The following is a 17,400-nucleotide window of genomic DNA, read 5'->3' as shown; positions in this document are numbered from 1 at the left end:
TACGAACTCGAGTGGCCCGCCGATCTGATGCACGTGCACGTGAAGCAAGTCGGCCGGATCCCAGAGGGCGGCGGACCCCGCACCTGGGCTGGGTGAAGGGCAACAAGAACGGGTGCGGGGCCGCCTACGCCTACCTGGACTCCGCGATCTGTGACCACTCCAGGGTGGCCTGCTCCGAGATCCACGCCGCCTACGCGAAGCACTATTCCGTCGAGGTTCTAAACTTGCTGACTGCCCGATCCGGGCCTCGAAAGGCGGGGTGGAGGACCAGGTGAAAGCCGCCAAAGCCGACCTCGAGCCCTAAGACCCGAAACCTGCTGCCGGAATATGACTCGTTCGCCGGGCTGGAACTGCCTGCGGGCAGTTCATGACCCTGGTCAACGCTCGCAAACACCGCACCACCCGCCGCCGCCTGGACGACATGCTCACCAAGACCCCACTGTTTTGCACCGCCTCCCGGACGCAGGACACCGCGGCCCATTGAGCGCCGTCGGCTGACGACAGTCGCCTATCGACAGCCGCATGCGATATGATGGACGAGATGTTTGATAAGGCCTGCTGGAAATTCAATGGAGAACGGAGGCAAAAGAATGACAATGAAGAACTTGGTGCACTCCGCGCAAGTAAATGAGGGCGCCCGCGGGGCGTACGAGTGGGCTCGGAAGGACCCCAACCGAATTGCACTCATTACGAAAGACGTGGCGGTTTCCTACGGGGAGCTGATCGACCGCTCCAATATGATTAGCCACCATCTTAGAGACCTCGCCTTAAGACCGGGCGACGTGGTGTCGGCCGTCGTGAGGAATGGGCGTGAATTCTGGGAAGTCTCTTTAGCGGCTCAACAGATCGGTCTGTACTTCCTGCCCATCAATTGGCACCTTCAGCCACACGAGCTCGAGTACATACTCCGCGACAGCGACGCCAAAGTATTGATCGCGAGCCCAGAAGATGCACGGAGGCTGTCAGTTCTGGAAACGTTGCCGCTTGATCGCTACTCGATCGGAGCGGCGATCCCCGGTTGGCACCAGTATCAAGATCTCGGCGATGGATATCCGGACAGCCCTCCTGAAGATGCTCGTGCAGGAAACTACCTTTACTACACGTCTGGTACCACCGGTAAGCCGAAGGGCGTCAAGCGCCAAATGTTCGATGCGTCGCCTTCGGCAATGGCACGGAATTTCACCGATATGGTGATCGTGCGAGGAACGCTGTCGGAAACCGGGGCTCATCTCGTCTGCTCGCCCTTGTACCATTCGGGTCCGGGTGGCGTCGCCACCGGTTCACTGCACCTCGGTCACACTCTCGTCCTGCACGAGGAATTCAATGCCGAGTTGGTCCTACGAGACATAGAGAAATATCACGTTACCGATACACACATGGTGCCGACCCATTTTCACCGTCTACTTGCGCTCTCCAAGGAGGTGAGGGATCGCTATGATCACTCCAGCCTACAAGTTGTAAATCATGCTGGAGCCCCGTGTCCACCAAGTCTAAAGCGCCGAATGATCGAATGGTGGGGCCCTGTCATCTGGGAGTACTTCGGCTCCACCGAGGGCATGGTGCAGGCTAGAGTTTCCTCGGCTGAATGGCTTCAAAAGCCGGGAACGGTAGGAAAGCCTGCAGCCAACACGGTCGTAATCCTCGACGACAACCAAGCTGAGGTGGAGCCTGGTGTCGATGGGCTGATCTACGTCAAGTCAACGCTTCCGTTTGAATACCTGGGTGATCCCGGCAAAACGGCGACGAGTAGGCACGGCGAATACGTCACGGTCGGCGATTTCGGCCATCTAGATTCCGATGGCTATCTATACGTGCAAGATCGGCGAAGCGACCTTATTATCTCGGGTGGCGTAAACGTCTATCCAGCCGAAGTCGAGGCGGCGTTCATGTCTCACCCCCGCGTTGACGATATCGGAGTCTTCGGAGCGCCCGACGACGAGTGGGGCCAACGAGTGGTCGCGGTCATCAAACTTACGGATGGGCCAGAACCTAGTTCTGAGCTGAGACAAGAGTTGATCGAATTCTCAAAGAAATCTCTTGCCTCGTATAAGCGGCCTAAGCAATACATTTTTGTAGCCGACTTCCCACGCAATGCCGCGGGCAAGGCTTCGCGGGCTTCACTCAGGCAAACCTATGAGCCTCAATTGGCTACCAGCGCTCACTTAAGGCGCCCTTAATCAGGGCAGGAGTGCAGCGTTGCCCAGCCGCCTCATCCGCATGATGGGTCTCGGAGGCCATGAGCTGCATACTATGAGCATGTTCTACGACGACACTATGCTCCACTTCGAGAACGAGGACGAGCTGCGTAAGGTCGGGATGAGCAAGGAACACCGCGTCGACCCGAAGACCTAAGTCGGGATCCTCGTGGACCGGGAGGGTTTCCTGGAGGTGCACCTGTTCTAGAGGAAAAAGCCCGAGGCTACTCCGCCCACATAGTCGTCATCACCGACGCCGAAATGCTCTCCGCGAGGAACCTGATCGCCCTTGAGGACGCCGGGTTCGAGGCGCCGGGGGCAAGTAGCGTCGACTGTCGCACCTGCCCGTGGTTGACACGATACTGGTTAGCATCCCCCACTCGAAGGCGAGTGTCGAATCGATTGTTTCGGTGGTGATGAGCAGGTATTTCACTTTGTCGGGGCCGACCGATGATCCTTTGCGGTCGGGCGGGAAGAAGAATCAGCAGGGGACGAAGCCGGCTGCCTCGTCCCCTGCTTTGGTTCATCGATATGAGATGGGTAGGATATGCGCGACTTTGTCGCCACTAATTACGGCTTGGCAGCTAATCAGGGAATTGATCTCTTCGGCAGCCAGACCTGCCTCTTTGAGGACTTTGCGTGAATGCTCCCCCGCACCGGGAGGAATCATTGGACCAGGTCGTTGAGTTCTGCTGAACCCGGCGTAGTGGCCCGTCTGCATCAAGCTATGCCCGTCGTCACTTATGCTGACATGGTACATCTCTGCGTCGAGAAGACGTTGGTCGCGAAGAACGTCTGACATTCCTCGCTGTGGTAGCTGGAATCCCTGCTATCGAGAGCTGGGCGATCGCTTCAGGGGACGTCATCGCTCGTATCCTGCCGGTCAAATCCTCTGGGCGTTCGGACGCCCGCAGGATCGCCACCTGACGAAAACGCGCAGTTGTTTCCCCCATGATTCGCCCTGCATCCAGGTAGATCCAGCCGTCGGCGGTGTGATAGAAGGACTGGACCGGTCCGAGACCTCTCGGGGTCTTCATGTGCCACCCGCGCCGGCATGCGGTCGGCGAACCGCACCATGTCTCCCATTTGGAGGAAGACCGAGGTCGCCGCAAGCGAATCCCACGTCCGCTGGCCCTCACCCGTCATTTGACGGTGATACAACGCGATCACGCAGTCGAGGGCGCTTAGTGCTGCGGTTGCGACATCATTGATCGCAATGGTGTTTGCGATCGGTCATCATCCGCGCCCCAGGCAGATCATGCCGCTCTCGGCCTGATTGACCATGTTCACCCCACGACGAGCGGACAGCGGCCCGCCCTCACCATAGCCAGTGAGCGTTTGAGTGATGATGTCAGGCTTATGCTGCCGTAGCTTCTCGTAGACGACGCCGAGCTTCGCCGCCACCCCCCGACGCATCGCCTCGATGACAATGTCACATGTCGCGGCAATGCGGTGGAATGCACTTCGCCCTTCCTCCAGGGAGAGGTCAATGCGACGCTGCGCATCTCACGATTGAACGCATAGCCCGAGACACGGAATGGGTCGCCGGTGAGCGGCTCGGCGGTTGGAAAATCCGCCCCAAGCTGGCTCAACAGCATCCCCGCATAAGGAGACGCGACGAACGTGCCTATGTTCACGATGCGGAATCCAATCAAAGGCCCTGGAACGTAGCGAGGAGGCAGCGGGTCTGACATCGGATTGGTCGCCCAGGGTGCGATGCCGTTTGCTCGCCCGGGGACGGAGCGCGCGTACGTACTTTTCCGGACGATCTGGTCAGAACGATCGGGATACCAAGCAGTTCAACGTGTCCCCCGATAGGGTGCTGAAGGTCGGTATCCATGCCTATTGCCCGAATCTGCTCCCTGTTGAACCAATCCTTCCGAGAGTTCACTGGGGCCGCAGGGAATGCCCACGGCGGTGATCAGATCAAGCAGCTCGGGTCGACTGCGGCTGGCAAATGCACCCGTGATTAGCTCACTGCACCACGGCAGGTTTTCCGGGAGTGCCGCTTTGGCCGTCACGCCCTGGATACGCGGGTCGATTAGGATCTCGTCGAGACCGAGAGACCGAAGAAGGTTGGTCTCGAACTTTGGGCCGAGAGCTCCCAGTGAGATCCATAGCCCATCAGCGCATTCGAAGTGCCGATAGGTGGGGTGCCGTCGCATCGGGCCGACAGTTGTCGGCGGGTCAGGAAGCTCCGGGTCGACGTGCAGCGAGTTGATCATTGCTTGCATGGCTACCTGGTTGCCCGAGACCGTAACCTGTTAGCCACGGCCTGAAATCGTGCGCTCCACCAGAGCCGATACGCCTGAGGCCGCCGCCCAAGTGCCGTGTGTATAGAGGAGGTGCGGACAGATCGACTTGATCGAGCCGCCGGTGACAGAGGGCTGCCGCATCGCCTGCCCAGTGGGCGCAGGAGCAACCAGTGCGATTCCCCTCCCAACCAGGGGGCCATAGTCAGGAAGATAGACGGGAAGCGATAAAACCGCCAACTCGTGATTCTGCTCCGCCGAGACTTCGGCCTCGGTGCCTCAGGCGGCCAGCGCGGCACCATCACCGAAGAAGCAGACGTCAGCTCCCCGCACACTTGCCGCTATTCAACCCCGGTCTTTCGGCTGCCCGGGATCCAGAAGAACGCTTCGCTTGTTGCGGTTCCACGAGCATAGCCAGGCCGATCAAGCGCGGAATCCAGCGAAGGTGCGTCCACCTTGATGACGTCGGCCCCGCAGTCTGCGAAGAACATCCCCGCCACCGGCCCAGCCACCCCCGTGCTGTAATCGAGGACGGGGAGACCCTTGAACGCAGTCATCGCAGCATTACCCTGCCGCGATCGATGACCACGTCACCGTCACTGTCCAGAGTGCGAAACTGGGCACCGCCCTCGGTCAGCCAGACCTGAATAGTCAAGGTCTCCCCCGGGGTGACGCTCTTGCTGAATCGTCCGTACATCGATCCAAAGCGTGCAGGATCACCACCAGCGACGGCGTGAAGCAGTCCCCGGGCGGTAAACCCGTACGTGCACATTCCGTGCAAGATCGGCGCATCGAAGCCTGCGCTCCTAGCGAAGGCGGGATCGCTGTGCAGAGGGTTTCGGTCGCCAGTGAGGCGGTAGATCAGCGCCTGTTCCCTGAGTGTCTTGTATACCACGGTGTTGTCAGGAGTGCGGGCAGGCAGTTGCCAGTCGTCTTTCGGCCCTCGCTCTCCGCCGAAGTTGCCCTCGCCGCGAAGGAACATTCCGGATCCGAGGCGGGCGACAAGCTCGTTCGTGGAGGAATCACGCACTTCCGTGGAAAAGGAAACGAGCGCACCCGTGCCCTTGTCGTAGACGCTGTCGATTTTAGCGACCGACACGACCGATCCCGATGGCTCCAGCTCCCGGAAGAGCTCGAAGCTCATCTCGGCATGAAGCATCTTGGTCATATCGACTGAGAAGCCGTCCGGCAACGGAGCGGTGGCCGCGACGCAGACAAACGACGGAAGGACGCGCTGGGCAACGTGAGAGTTCTCGGTCGTAAACTCGAGTTCCCTCGCAGGGTCGCCGCCGCCCGCACCGACGGCGACGGCGTAGAGAAGCGAGTCCTGTGACTTCCAGGATCGGGTGGTCGCTTCTCCCGTTTTGCCGACGTAGGACAAGTAGGACAGATCGGACATTTCTATAGTCATGATGAATGATTCCTTCCGTGATGAAGATGTAAGTGACAGCCGCCCGCAGTCCGGATACTTCCGCGGTCTAGGTGCGTCTCGTGCAAGCAGGGCGTTTACCGGGTGTGGTGGGTATGGCGTCTGTTGCCGCCTCTTCGGGCGGCGGCAGGCGGGACTCCTACCTGTCTGCCGCCTCGGGGAGCTGCTGTGCTGCAACGACCACCTGTTGGGCCGCAGTTTGCTTATCTTGCTTGAGAGTGAGGTGTGCGGTGCGGATTCCCATCACCGGACCGAACAGCGCCACGACAACCATTAGGGCGCAGATAACCGTCAGGTAGACGAAGACACCTTCGGTCGCGAAGGTCGCAATGATCACGCCGATGAGCAGGGAGTTGGCGATACCGCCGAGTCGACCGATGCCGTTCGAGAAACCGCTGCCCTGGCCACGGATTTCCACGGGGAAAATTTCTGGCATGTAGGTGAACACCGTCGTGGTGATGGCGTTTTGCACGAAACCTGCGCTGAATCCGAAGATGAGGAGTACGGGAACGTTATCGACGAAACCTATGACCATGTAAATCAGGCCGAGAATAATCGATGCCCCCAGGATGAGCCATTTGCGTTCGAAGCGGTCGATTACCGTAGAAGAAAGCAAGGCTCCGAGGAAGTTCGCGCACGAAAGCACTAGGAGGAAGCTGTATGCGTCTGCTATTGGATACCCGCGCTCGATCAGGATCACCGGGAACCAAGAATTTAGACCATAGTTGAGGACCGTCGCCAGGATGAACAGGCTGCTGCCCACGATGGTCCGGCCAATGACACGCTTGCGGAAGATGTCGAAAATGGATCCCGTCGCAGACGACTGGTGATCCTGGTATATGGGCGGCGGGAGCTGCTTTCCGGTCTCTTCCTCGTACTCCGCCTCAAATCGCGACATCTCGGCCTCTGCCTGCTCCAATCGGCCTTGCGCCGCCATCCAGCGGGGCGACTCGGGAAGCAGTTTGATGGCAAGCAACGCGACGATGAAGCCGCCGGACCCCACTAGGAAGATGACGTGCCAAAGGCCGGCGGGGATAACGACGCGAGCCAACAGTGCCATGAGCGGTACGCTGATTGCGGAAACTCCGTAGATGACCGCCATCATGCGCCCGCGCAGGGGCTTGGGGAACATCTCCGAGACCAGCACGAGGATGATACCGCTGGTCGCTCCGATGCCGATGCCGGTGACAACGCGGGCCCAGCCTAGCCATTCCGGTCCGGTGGCGAAGGCCGAGAGTAGCGAACCGGTGGAGAAGACGACAACAGCTGTGATCAGCGTGGGCTTGCGCCCTATGCGGTCTGCCACGCGGCCTGCGACGATGGCACCGATCGTCATACCGATGAATGTGGTGGACGTAAGGACCCCTACCGCCTCAAGGGACATGCCCCACTCGGCCCGTACCGCGGGCGCGACAAGCGCAAGCGTGCCTATATCGATCAAGTCGAAGGTGAAGAGCGCAATTAGGATGAAGATGTTTCGTCGATGGGTGCGGGTGAGCTTCGGCAGCCGGTCCATGCGGGCGCTTACTACTTGCGACGCGGTGTGATTCGCTCGCTGGGTTTCTGGGTTCATCTCTTTTGACTCCGTTGTCTTAATATCGACGATGTGTGCAAATCCGTTAAGGAGCGGACGCATTAGGCGCGGGGAAGTCCACGGATTCTTGTCAAGGACGTTGGTTCGAGAAAATGAGGCTTGCGCCGGAGGCAAAGTAGAATCCGACGCCCTGGACGAAGCTGGTCCGCACGTCCGGCACCTGGGCAGCGGCTTCACCACGGAGCTGTCGGATGGCCTCCTGGATGGCGAACATGCCGTACATGCCGGTGTGAGTATAGGCAAGACCACCACCGTTGGTATTCATGGGCAGTCTGCCTCCTGGAATCGTATGACCTTCAGCGATGAACGCCGCGGATTCCCCGCGAGCAACGAATCCCAGATCCTCCAGCCCGTACAGGGGCAGGTGGGCGAAGGCGTCATAGATCATCAGGTGATCGATGTCGGCATGGTCCAAGCCAGCGGTGGAGAATGCCTCGGCGCTGGAGCGTCGGAAGGCATGGAAGGAACCAGTCTCCGTCATTTGGGATACCAACGGAGCCTCGGTGGCTTCGCCGGAACCGAGCAGGTAGACGGCACGGTCGCCGACGGGCAGGTCTGCTGCACGTTCGGCCGAGGTGAGGATGAGGGCGCCGCCACCATCGGTGACGACGCAGCACATTTCCTTAGTGAAGGGGTAGGCGACCATGGGTGCGTTCATAACTTCGTCCCGGGTGATGATGTCGCGCTTGAGGGCGCGGGGATTCTTGGCAGACCATTCCCGCTGCGCCAGGACCACCGTGGCCAAATCGTCTGGGGACATGCCGCGCTCATGTAGGAACCGCAGGGCCGGCACGGTGAAGGTTGTGTAGGGAAATTCGGCCCCGTAGGGGAGCTCGAATTGTCCGACGAACGATTCCGGGGAACGTTCCCAGGCGTTCATCCCGATCCGGGAGCGGCCGGACTCGCCGTGAGTGATGAGTACAGTGGTGGCGGCCCCGGCGGCGATTGCCGCTGCTGCGTGGCGGACGAGCAGCATGAAGCTGCCGCCGCCGACCATGGTGCCGTCTACCCAACGGGGGTTGATGCCCAGATGATGGCTGACTTCCAAGGCCATAGGCCCGGCAGTGGCCACCCCGTCGATGTCGGCGATGGTGAGACCCGCGTCAGCCAAGGCGTTCAGCGCGGCGTCGGCGTGCAGGTCCAGCATGGACATGTGCGGCAGACTGCCGATTTCGGTGGTTTCGGCGGCTCCAATAACGGAGATGTTTCCACCGTGCATGGAGGTTGCGGTGTGGGACATCATTAAGCTCCTTCCGGGGCAAAGACCGGGACGGTTACGCCCTCGATCTGCACGAACTTCACATTCAGCGGCATGTCGAGGTTCAGCTGTGCGGGATCCGGTTCGATGTCAACGATGTTGGACATCAGCACCGGGCCTTCGGCCAGCTTGACCAGCGCGATTACCGGCGAGATGACGTCCCGGCCCGGCAGCGGACGGTGGTTGATGACGTAGGAGTGCAGCGTGGCTTTGCCGCTGGTCTGCCGCCACTCCACGTTCCGGGAGCCGGTGAAGGGCGAGAAGGAGCGTGGGTAAAAGAAGTACTGCCCGGTATCAAGGCAGTAGGGGAGGGTGAGACGCCCCTTTTTGACTTCGTTCCAGAAGTGCGCCGTTTCCGGTGTCGCTTTTGGCAAATTGAAGGTCATGGCTTTCTCCTTAATCAGCACTGTCCTGGCCTGCGGCGGAACTGCCGATGGCTGGTGTGGGATGGATGCTGCGTGCACTTCCAGGGCGGCGCTGTGTGAAGGGTGCGGCTTTCGGCCATGGGATGTCCCTTTCAGAAGGGTCGCCACGGAGCCGTCGGATGGCGAAAGTCGAAGTACTCCGATGGAAGACAGAGACTTAGCCAATGCAACAGGGGGCGGGAAGATCGATAGATATACAGACAACAATCGTCTGTATATTAGTTACGAAAATTATGGGAGACTCTGTGGGGGAAGTCAAGCCCTCACCGAAAGAGGTTTTCAGTGGCAACTAAGACCCAGGCGGAGGCTCAGCGGGGGCGCCCCGCAGATCCGAGCATTGAGGACCGTGTCAGCAGGGCTGCCATTGAGGTCTATTCGGAAGTTGGCTGGGGCGGATTCACGATCGACGCGGTGGCCTCGCGCGCCCAGGTTGGCAAGGCCGCCCTATACCGCCGCTGGACCAGCAAGCAGGACCTGCTTACCAGCGCGATGCGCACGATTTACCGGAACCAGCCCGGTATAAGAGATACCGGCGATGTGGTGACTGATCTTGAGCAGATGGCCGAGGGACTCATCGTCAACCTGCATTCGGCTCGCGGCATCGCGGAACTACGCCTGCAGATCGAGGCAAAGATTTATCCCGAGATTTTGGATCCGGCCATGGATCCCATCAGGGCGGACTGGATGCAGGATGCACGTGAATGCATTGCGCGTGCCGTGACACGCGGGCAGCTGCCCGTCGGCACATCGGCCGGGCTGTTGTTTGATGCCATCCGCGGCCCGATCATCAACCGCTTTCTCCTGACACCTAGTGACAAGGCAAGCCGACTGATGGATGACCGCCGGGAATTTTCCCGCCGGGTTGTTCGACTGGCACTGAAGGCCGCGGAGAGCTGAATCCAAGAAATTTCCCTTGACAGCGCGGCCTGCTCACCTTAAGCTCGCTTAACAGACGATATTCGTCTGTTAGTGTCGCTGCAAGCGACCCGAGTAGACCGAATTCCTCAACGACTTCACCCGCACGCCTGCGGGCCAACTGACCGCTGAAACCGCCGGCGACATTTTCACAGCGCCTGTGCCCTGACAGCGGACATCAGCCCGTCCACGCCAACCGCGTACTTATCCGCGGTATAAGAAACAGGAGAATTGCTATGAAAACACTAGAAGGCAAAGTCGCCATCATAACCGGCGGTGGACGGGGCATCGGGGCCTCGATTTCCCGGCTATTCGCAAAGCACGGCGCCTCCCTGGTTATCAATGATCTCGGCACCGGAACGGACGGCCAGGGCGGGGATGAAGGCCCAGCTCAGGACATCGTCCGGGAGATCACCGCAGCCGGCGGACAGGCCATCGCCGACGGCGGGGACATCGCCGACGTCACGACCGGCGAACGCCTGGTAAAAATAGCCATCCAACGGTTTGGAAAACTCGACATTGTCGTCAACGTCGCCGGAATCCTAAGGGACAGGATGATCTTCAACCTCAGCGAAGCCGACTGGGACGCAGTTATCCGTGTCCACCTCAAGGGCCATTACAGCACCATCCGGCCCGCGTCGGCCTATTTCCGGGAACAGCGGAACCCGGACGCCAACTACCGCATCATCAATTTCACTTCCGTTTCCGGACTTCAGGGATCGCCCGGGCAGCCAAATTATGGTGCCGCGAAAATGGGTATCGTCGGGCTTACCTATTCCCTGGCCCAAGGGCTGTCCCGTTATGGTGTCACCGCCAACGCCATCGCCCCCGGAGCGGCCACCCGGCTCACCGCCACTATTCCAGACGACAAGAAGATCGGCACCATCCAGGAGGAAACCAATGAAGGTTCCCCCGACAACATCGCCACCGTGGCCCTCTACCTGGCCAGTGACGAGTCCCAGTGGTTGACCGGACGCGTCGTTTCGGCCCAGGGCTACCAAGTCGGCCTCTACGCCAACCCGGAGGAAATCAGCACCTTTGAAGGCAACAAGCCCTGGTCCGTTGAGGACCTCGGACAGGCCATCGAATCCAATTTCCGACCGCTGGCGGAAGGGCTGCCGAGCAGCATCTTCGCCTCGCAAATAGCCGGAAAATGACACCGATTTCGGTAACGGGCACGCTGTAGCAGCACGCAGGGAAACCCGACCGTTTGCCGCGTGGGGAACAGGTACGGGAGCCCATCTGCTCAATTCCGGTACCGTTCCCTGGTAACCCTATGCGTTACACGCTTCCCTGCCTCATCACCGGAAGCGGCGGCGTCAACCTCGTCGATCCGGGGCGGCGCAGCGCGACCGGCCCCCAGCCACCTTCGGCACGTCCTGCACCTAGCCGGGTTCGAGGCAGCGTTCCGTTACCGGAATTGTGCTCACCCACCACCACCCGGACCACATTGGCCTCGCCGCTGATCTGGCCCGGGCATCCGGGGCATGAATCGCCATCGGAAAACGAAACCCGCCCGTTCCTGGCTGGAATGGATCAGGGAGCTCCAACGAGAGGTCTTCATGTCAACCAAACCATCAGCGCTCACGGATCTCATGAGATCTCGCCGCTCTCCCCGGGCTTTTCTGCCCACCCCGCTAGACCCGGCGACTATCAGGGGTGTTCTGCAGGATGCACAATTAGCGCCCTCAAACAGCAATACCCAGCCGTGGGTCGTGCATGTAGTGTCGGGAAAGGCGCGCGATACTCTTAGCGACAACCTACTCGCAGCGAATAAGGACGGCCGGCGGTCCCTCGACTTCATGCTCGACTACGGCGAGGGCGTTCACCGCCAACGGGCCCAACAGCACGCCGCAGTGCATCACGGCGTACGTGGTATCGACCGATCCGATCACGAAGGCCGAGCCGAAATCACCAGGGAGAACCTGCGATTCTTTGGCGCTCCACATGCCGCGCTCCTCTTCATGCCAATGCTCGGCGATGGAGTGCGCGCCGCGGGGGACGTCGGTATGTATGCCCAGAATTTCCTCCTGTCGCTGACCGCCCGCGGCTTCCACGGGATCCCGCAGGCAATCATCAGCTTCTATGCCGACACCGTTCGCGAGTCCCTCGGCGTCCCTGGTGACCTTAAGCTCCTGTTCGGCATTGCGTTTGGCACCGCAGACCCAGTATCACCCTTGAAGAGCCTTGACCTGGACAAAGTGCCTTATGAGCACAGTGTTGTGTTCCATGACGACCCATGCGTTTGACATCAGCAGTGCCCATTGCTGCCACTGAGACGCAAAACTCCATGTCCTTGCCAGGCGAGGACGCTCGGTACCCGAAAGCCGAGTTCATCGGCATGGATGTCTAGGTGTGGGCTGAACCAATGGCTGCTTGAGGGGCGGGTCCGGATGTCTGGGCGTCCGGCGGGCCCGCTTCGTCGTTTCGGGGCTGGGCGGGACGGACGGTTTCCGGCCGCCGGCCCCTTACGAGTACGGCCGCAGAGGCCGGGCTCCCTTGCCGGCGGTGTCCGAAGGGCGCGGCCGCCCCCACGGGGCAATGCGATTACCAGGCGCCGTTCCGGACGGTCAGTCCGAGGCTGACGAGGCGATTGAGGTTCAGCGCGCCGCCCGGAGCCAGAACTAGGCATCGTATTTCGCCACAGCGTGATCGGGTGGAAGGCCGTGTCTGTCAGTGCCTACCCGCAGGCCGCCTTCCACCGCAGGCCGTAGGTCTACGCGTCGGCCGTCTCTCCCGGTCCGAGACCCCGTTCAGGGCCTGCAGCACCAGCACCGAGCCGATCACCGGCGCCGGCACCCAAGGCGGGCCCGCCCCGAACCGAACATGCCTCCATCATCGAATCCGGGAACAACCTGCCCCCGTGTCCAGCCAGGAACGCGAAAACGCTGCCCGGAGCCAACAGCTCCCCCGGCCAGCGCCTCGACATCCGACAGCGTCCGCTGTTCCCGCTCACGTCCTTGCATAAGAGCCTTACCCACCGGCCCGGCAAGTCCAGCAGGCACGCCTTGAACCTCCGGCATTACCCACGCAAATTGTTCAGCGGTCTCCTAGGGCGGCCTGAACCAGGTGCTAATGGACCCGGTACCGCTCCTTCACCGGGCCAGCTTTCCATCGGTGATGGTCCTATACAAGCGGTACTTGAACCACTGCAACTGCACGGGCCCGGCTAGAGGAATATTCTTGAGTCCCCGGAAGCGGCGTTCCTTCCGCCGGAGGAGATGACTCCGCAGTTCGAGCAGCCCGGCGGCTGCCTGGTTTCAAACGACGACCTGCCGGCAGCGCGTTCAAAGGCTTGTGGTCCTATTCCGGGTTGAATCCTAGACAAACTCATCCCAGCAGGCCACGGACCCACTTGTCTTCGACGACATGAACTCAATTCCAGCAACCACGAAGAGATTCTCTAACGCTTGGCAGCACCTTTTGTCGCCCTAAACGGCAAGCGGGGTGCAAAATCAGCCGGTTCGGCCATAACGGGGATGACGTCCATCGGGGACGGGAACGGTCGTTGGCTGGCATCCCGTTGCGCTACCCAGTAACTTCCGGGGTCGACCGGACAAATGGTAAGTGATCGCGACTTTTCCCGTGGTGGGCCCCGTTTGCCACACCCTCTACCGGCACGTCTTGGGGGCAGGATCCAGTATCTGGTCAGGATGGGTACACCGGAACCCGGGACCCCGGGGATGGCGTGGTCGCCGACGACACGCGCCCGTCCGTCCTGGATCTCAAGCTCGGCCTTGATGGCGACGCCCGTATTGGCGTTGTGCAGCCTGACGTGTCGCAGGCCGTCACCCGGGGCGACGAGACGCTCGTCGACCGCGAACGGTGCAACGGCGGTCTTGAGGTTGCCGCAGTTGACGCTGTAATCGACAATCGCTTCGTCGACGCCGACCTGGGCGAAGCGGTAGTGGACAGTGCCGCCGCGTTCCTCGACGATGACGGCCTTAGAGGTGCTCGAGTAGGTGCCGCCGAGCCCGTCGAACTGCAGAGGATCGGGGCTGCCCAGCAGCGCCAGCAGGACGGCGTCGCGGGCGGCCCGGGTCTCCGGGATGTCTCTCGCGTGCAGGAACACCCCTCTGCTCGTCCCACCCCGATGAGAGCGAACGGGACGCGTCGACTTATGCGTCGCGCTCCCACTCGCCGAGGGCGGGGTCGATCACGTGACTGACCGCAGTGTGGTACCGATTTGCCGCTCCGGCGTCGATCGTGCGTTCCAGCAGCTCGTAGGCCACCTTCGCCGAAGGGAGGTCGAGGCCGAGGCGATCGGCGAGATCGAGGCTGTAACCTACGTCCTTGAGCATGTACGCCGCCGAGAAGCGTCCTTCCTCGTGCTCATCCGGCAGGAGAGCGTCTCGACCGTGATGCTCGAGCGCGAAGCTCCCCGCCGATCCTTGCGCGAGCGCTTCGAATGCGACCGCCACCTCAGCCAGACCGCTGCGGCGGATGAGAGCGAGTGCCTCGGAGATCGCGACGACCGTCTCGAAGACGACCAGGTTGTTCGCCAGCTTCACCAGTGCGCCGGCGCCGTGACCGCCGCAGTGCATGATATCCGAGGCCATGCATCGCAGGAGCGGCTCGACTCGCCGGAACGAGGTCACCGGCCCCCCGGCCGTGATGCTCAACGTCCCGGCGATCGCAGCTTCACGGGTCCTGCTGACCGGCGCGTCGATGAAGTCGAGACCGCGTTCGGCGAGATCCGGGGCGAGCTCACCGGCCAGAGTCGCCGGCGACGTCGAGAGATCGACGACGACGGTGCCCTCTCGGCCCCGCTCGAGGATCCCACCGTCCTGGCGCACGACCCGCTCGACATGAGCTCCGCTGGGCAGCGAGAGGAAGATGACGTCACACGACGCAGCGAGCTCCGCGACGGAGTCTGCCCGTCTCGCTCCGAGCTGAACGGCTCGTTCGACCGCCTCGACGTCGAGATCGAGTACCCGCACCGTGCGGCCGCTCTTCGTGATGAGGTTCGCGCTCTGAGGACCTCCCATCACGCCGAGACCGATGAAGCCCACTTCTAGCTCGTCTGTCATAACCATCCTTTCTAGTCATCTACTAGATTACCCTTGCCGCCTGTCGACAGACTACAGTATCTTGATCTCAGCGGCCTAAGGTTGATCTTGAAGTCATCTATCTGTTGTGACCGACAGCCGCCACGAAATCGCAAAGGAGCGAACATGTCCGGACCAGTTTCTTCACCACAGGCTCAAGCCCGTCGGGTTAGCGTTGCCACGTTCATCGGCAGCGCCGTCGAGTGGTATGACTTCTTCATCTACGGCACTGCGGCCGCCCTAGTGCTCAACAAGGTGTTTTTTCCTGAGTTCGACGCCGCCGTGGGCACGATCCTCGCCTTCGTCACGTTCGCCATCGGCTGGCTCGCCCGGCCGATCGGGGGCCTGATCGCCGGCCACTTCGGAGACCGGCTCGGTCGGAAGCGGATGTTAGTCATCACGATGCTCGTGATGGGTATCGCCACGTTCGCCATCGGACTCCTGCCTACCTACGGGCAGATCGGAGTCGCCGCCTCGATCCTCCTTCTCCTGGCCAGGATCGCGCAGGGACTCGCGGTCGGAGGGGAGTACGGCGGCTCGGTCGTCATGGCATTGGAGACCGCCCCGAAAGGTCGCCGAGGACTGTGGGCGAGCATGCCCCAGGCGGGCATACCCGCAGGACTCGTGCTGGGCACTGGAGCATTCTTCGTCGTCGCGAGCCTGCCCCAGGCGGCCTTCCTGGAGTGGGGATGGCGGGTGCCGTTCCTGCTGAGCGCCGTGCTGGTGGGCGTGGGCCTCTTCGTCCGCCTGCGTATCGAGGAGAGCAGGACGTTCCAGCAGGTCGCCGGATCCGAGGATGACCCGAAGCGGATCCCCGCGGTGGAGGTGCTGAGGAACTACAAGGGGCGCATCGTCCTGCTCATGCTCGCACACATCGCCCCGAACTCGTTCTTCTACCTCAGTGCGACGTTCATCATCGCCTACGCGACCGGAACGGGCTCCTACACCAGCCAGCAGGCTCTCGCCGCCGTCGCGATAGCGGCCGCCCTTGAGATCTTCACCATCCCCCTGTTCGCGGCGCTGTCCGATCGAGTCGGGCGCAAACCCGTCTACATCGGTGGTCTCATCGGATTGGCGATCCTGGCTTTCCCGTTCTTCCTGCTGGTCAACACCGGATCGTTCGGCCTGCTCGTCCTGGCGCTCATCCTCGTCCTTAGCATCGCGCATGCGGCGGTGTTCGGTCCCCAAGCGAGCTTCTTCTCCGAGCTGTTCCCCACATCCGTCCGCTACACGGGTCTGTCGATGGGCTACCAGATCGCGGGAGCCCTGTTCGGCGGGCCGCTGCCCGCAATCGGCACCGCTCTGGTCGCCGTCCTGGCGGGCGCACCGTGGCTCTTCGCCGGCTACCTCGTGCTGACAGCACTCATTAGCATCGTCGGCGCCGCGGTCCTGCCGCAGAACCGGTCCGATGACGTCGACGCCCTCACCAAGCCCAGCCCGGGGGTCTCGGAGCGCGCGGCCCGACTCGACAAGGCGGCGCGCGGGATCGCGGGGTAACCGGCTCGACGGCGACATTCGCGAACCGCCCGGCTCTGCTCTCGCTCTTCACGCAGGCAGCGATCAACCCCGGGCGGCTCGCTCTCGCCTACTGGGCCCTCGAACTGGGGTTGGTCCCGGTCGAGGTGGGGCTGGTCGCGGCATCCTTCGCCGTGGTCCCCATCTTCACCGCGCTCCCGCTCGGCACCCCGGCAGGATCGCTGCGGTACGTGGGACTGCTGCCCGCATCGGCGGCGCTCTCCTCATTGCAGGGGCCGGTCATAGGTGCCGGCGCGCAAGGCGTGGCGCTGCTGGTTCCCAGTGCGTCCTCGGCGTCGGGGGGATCGCCACGCACTTCGGTGCCCAGGCCTGGATCACAAGGACCACCGAGAAGGGACGTTTCGAGAGCGCGTTCGGCCTGCCCTCGGCCTACATGGCGGTGGGCGAGGCAGCAGCCCCGGTCCTTGCAGTTGCCCTGCAAGGGCTGCCAGACTCCCCCCTTCGTCGCAGCGGCTGCTCGTTCTCGGCGCATTCGTGGTCTCCATCTCACGCCTTGCTCCCCTGCCCGAACGACGACTGAAGGGCAGCAAGACGACACCGGGGCTGCTGAGCCGGCCCGAAGCCGTGCGCCTGCTGGCCGTGGGGTCGCCCTGGTGACAGCCGCCGACGTCCTGATCGCCCACCTCCCGCCGTGGGCGAGACGCGGCATTGACCGATGGATGTCGATGCGTCTAGCCTTGAAGTCTGTCGACAGACTACACAGAAGGAAGGCATTGTGGCCTACTCCGCATCCATGATTATCGACGGC

At 61.7% G+C, this 17,400-nt stretch carries 13 protein-coding genes and 4 pseudogenes; 6 read left to right on the top strand and 11 right to left on the bottom strand.

Annotated elements, in window-relative coordinates; all coding sequences use genetic code 11:
* The first annotated feature begins 590 nt into the window (after positions 1–590).
* Positions 591–2,177: an AMP-binding protein gene (locus tag CXZ05_RS19610; protein WP_079599013.1), complete on the top strand. Its 1,587-nt coding sequence runs from the start codon at positions 591–593 to the stop codon at positions 2,175–2,177.
* Between the two features lie 1,254 nt (positions 2,178–3,431).
* On the opposite strand, the gene CXZ05_RS23545 is transcribed toward CXZ05_RS19610, so the two are convergent.
* The 9 genes and pseudogenes from CXZ05_RS23545 to CXZ05_RS19575 form a co-directional block, all read right to left on the bottom strand.
* Positions 3,432–3,674, bottom strand: a complete 243-nt coding sequence (locus tag CXZ05_RS23545; protein WP_258006653.1) for a CoA transferase — start codon at positions 3,672–3,674, stop codon at positions 3,432–3,434.
* Between the two features lie 35 nt (positions 3,675–3,709).
* Positions 3,710–3,889, bottom strand: a pseudogene (locus tag CXZ05_RS23765) (CoA transferase); the annotation flags it as partial.
* Positions 3,847–4,089 (bottom strand): annotated as a pseudogene (locus CXZ05_RS23760) (hypothetical protein); the annotation flags it as partial. The pseudogenes CXZ05_RS23765 and CXZ05_RS23760, both read right to left, overlap by 43 nt.
* A complete protein-coding gene (locus tag CXZ05_RS23755; protein WP_374754679.1) occupies positions 3,995–4,360 on the bottom strand; it encodes a CoA transferase in 366 nt (121 codons plus the stop codon). The pseudogene CXZ05_RS23760 and the gene CXZ05_RS23755, both read right to left, overlap by 95 nt.
* 428 nt (positions 4,361–4,788) lie before the next feature.
* Positions 4,789–5,004, bottom strand: a complete 216-nt coding sequence (locus CXZ05_RS19595) for a CoA transferase (RefSeq protein WP_079598994.1) — start codon at positions 5,002–5,004, stop codon at positions 4,789–4,791.
* Positions 5,001–5,858 (bottom strand): MaoC family dehydratase, encoded by an 858-nt coding sequence (locus CXZ05_RS19590; RefSeq protein ID WP_079598993.1) that lies wholly within the window; start codon positions 5,856–5,858, stop codon positions 5,001–5,003. Before CXZ05_RS19590 ends, CXZ05_RS19595 begins: the two co-directional genes overlap by 4 nt.
* Before the next feature lie 157 nt (positions 5,859–6,015).
* The gene (locus tag CXZ05_RS19585) at positions 6,016–7,449 is read right to left on the bottom strand and encodes an MFS transporter (RefSeq protein ID WP_176156941.1); all 1,434 of its coding nucleotides are present in this window, start codon (positions 7,447–7,449) and stop codon (positions 6,016–6,018) included.
* Positions 7,450–7,540: 91 nt separating this feature from the next.
* Positions 7,541–8,710: a thiolase gene (locus CXZ05_RS19580; RefSeq protein WP_079598991.1), complete on the bottom strand. Its 1,170-nt coding sequence runs from the start codon at positions 8,708–8,710 to the stop codon at positions 7,541–7,543.
* A 2-nt stretch (positions 8,711–8,712) separates the two neighbouring features.
* Positions 8,713–9,114 (bottom strand): Zn-ribbon domain-containing OB-fold protein, encoded by a 402-nt coding sequence (locus CXZ05_RS19575; protein WP_079598990.1) that lies wholly within the window; start codon positions 9,112–9,114, stop codon positions 8,713–8,715.
* Between the two features lie 321 nt (positions 9,115–9,435).
* Between CXZ05_RS19575 and CXZ05_RS19570 the strand changes: the two genes are divergently transcribed.
* The 4 genes and pseudogenes from CXZ05_RS19570 to CXZ05_RS19555 all read left to right on the top strand — a co-directional run bounded on the left by CXZ05_RS19570 (position 9,436) and on the right by CXZ05_RS19555 (position 12,317).
* The gene (locus tag CXZ05_RS19570; protein WP_079598989.1) at positions 9,436–10,050 is read left to right on the top strand and encodes a TetR/AcrR family transcriptional regulator; all 615 of its coding nucleotides are present in this window, start codon (positions 9,436–9,438) and stop codon (positions 10,048–10,050) included.
* A 254-nt stretch (positions 10,051–10,304) separates the two neighbouring features.
* Positions 10,305–11,225 (top strand): SDR family oxidoreductase, encoded by a 921-nt coding sequence (locus tag CXZ05_RS19565; RefSeq protein WP_079598988.1) that lies wholly within the window; start codon positions 10,305–10,307, stop codon positions 11,223–11,225.
* Positions 11,226–11,481: 256 nt separating this feature from the next.
* Positions 11,482–11,559: pseudogene (locus CXZ05_RS23750) on the top strand (MBL fold metallo-hydrolase); the annotation flags it as partial.
* 71 nt (positions 11,560–11,630) lie between these two features.
* Positions 11,631–12,317 carry a nitroreductase gene (locus tag CXZ05_RS19555; protein ID WP_079598987.1) on the top strand — a complete coding sequence of 229 codons (687 nt, stop codon included), beginning with the start codon at positions 11,631–11,633 and terminating at the stop codon, positions 12,315–12,317.
* Between the two features lie 1,154 nt (positions 12,318–13,471).
* Here the strand turns inward: CXZ05_RS19555 and CXZ05_RS19550 are convergent.
* Both CXZ05_RS19550 and CXZ05_RS19545 read right to left on the bottom strand, forming a co-directional pair.
* Positions 13,472–14,164 (bottom strand): annotated as a pseudogene (locus CXZ05_RS19550) (PrpF domain-containing protein); the annotation flags it as partial.
* A gap of 22 nt (positions 14,165–14,186) precedes the next feature.
* Positions 14,187–15,098 carry an NAD(P)-dependent oxidoreductase gene (locus CXZ05_RS19545; RefSeq protein ID WP_079598985.1) on the bottom strand — a complete coding sequence of 304 codons (912 nt, stop codon included), beginning with the start codon at positions 15,096–15,098 and terminating at the stop codon, positions 14,187–14,189.
* A 144-nt stretch (positions 15,099–15,242) separates the two neighbouring features.
* On the opposite strand from CXZ05_RS19545, the gene CXZ05_RS19540 reads away from it, so the two are divergent.
* Entirely contained in the window at positions 15,243–16,613 is a 1,371-nt protein-coding gene (locus CXZ05_RS19540) for an MFS transporter (RefSeq protein ID WP_079598984.1), read from the top strand.
* Positions 16,614–17,400 lie beyond the last annotated feature (787 nt).

The sequence above is a fragment of the Arthrobacter sp. AFG20 genome, assembly GCF_002892795.1.
Lineage (GTDB): Bacteria > Actinomycetota > Actinomycetes > Actinomycetales > Micrococcaceae > Arthrobacter.
Note: the sequence above shows the minus strand (reverse complement) of the source record. Positions and strands in the feature narration are given on the sequence as shown.